The sequence below is a fragment of the Ciceribacter azotifigens genome (assembly GCF_048159625.1).
GTDB classification, from domain to species: Bacteria; Pseudomonadota; Alphaproteobacteria; order Rhizobiales; family Rhizobiaceae; genus Allorhizobium; species Allorhizobium azotifigens.
Window position 1 is genome coordinate 1 of sequence record NZ_JBLQTA010000075.1, and the last position, 917, is coordinate 917.

At 57.7% G+C, this 917-nt stretch carries 1 protein-coding gene; it reads left to right on the forward strand.

Annotated elements, in window-relative coordinates:
• Positions 1 to 888 (forward strand): IS3 family transposase (locus ACM6UT_RS23380; RefSeq protein ID WP_416799656.1); only part of this gene is annotated, 888 nt, incomplete at its 5' end.
• Positions 889 to 917 lie beyond the last annotated feature (29 nt).

Below are 917 nucleotides of genomic sequence, written 5' to 3' on the forward strand. Positions count from 1 at the left end.
ATCAGGGTCAAAAAAACACCTGTTGCGCTCGCTCTCGCTGCCGAAGGATGGTTCGCGATGACGGCGGTGTGCGAGACCTTGGGTGTCGCCCGATCCAACATAGCGGAACGTGTGAGGCAACGTCCTTCCAGAGCCAGAGGGCGGCCGCCGCTCGCTGATCAGGAACTGATGGATGAGATCAAGACGATCATCGATGACATGCCGACCTACGGATATCGCCGGGTTCACGCGATCCTGCGCCGTAAAGCCCGCAGCGAAAACCGTCCATGGCCAAATGCCAAACGCGTCTACCGGGTGATGAAGGTTCACGGCATGCTTCTTCAGCGCCATACCGGTGCAATCGACACCCGTCGCCACGACGGCCGCGTCGCCGTCGAGCAATCCAATCTGCGTTGGTGTTCAGACGGGTTTGAAATCGGCTGCGACAACAAGGAGAAGGTGCGCGTTGCTTTCGCTCTCGATTGCTGTGATCGCGAGGCCATCGCCCATGTCGCGACAACCGAGGGCATCAAGAGCGAGGACGTCCAGGACCTTGTCATCACGGCTGTTGAGAACCGTTTCGGTCTCGTCAACACCCTTCCAAAGCCAATCGAATGGCTGACGGACAACGGCTCCTGCTTCATCGCAAAGGAAACCAAGTCGCTGCTCATCGATATCGGCATGGAGCCGTGTTCAACGCCCGTTCGCAGCCCCCAGTCCAACGGAATGGCCGAAGCCTTCGTCAAAACCTTCAAGCGCGATTACGTCTCGGTCAACCCCTTGCCAGACGCCATGACCGTCATCGCGCAACTGCCCTCATGGTTCGAACACTACAACACCCTTCACCCGCATAAGGCATTGGGGTATTGCTCGCCTCGTGAGTTCTTAAACCGTCAAACCGAAACCTGATCCTGTCCGGTTTTTAAGGGGCAACTCCA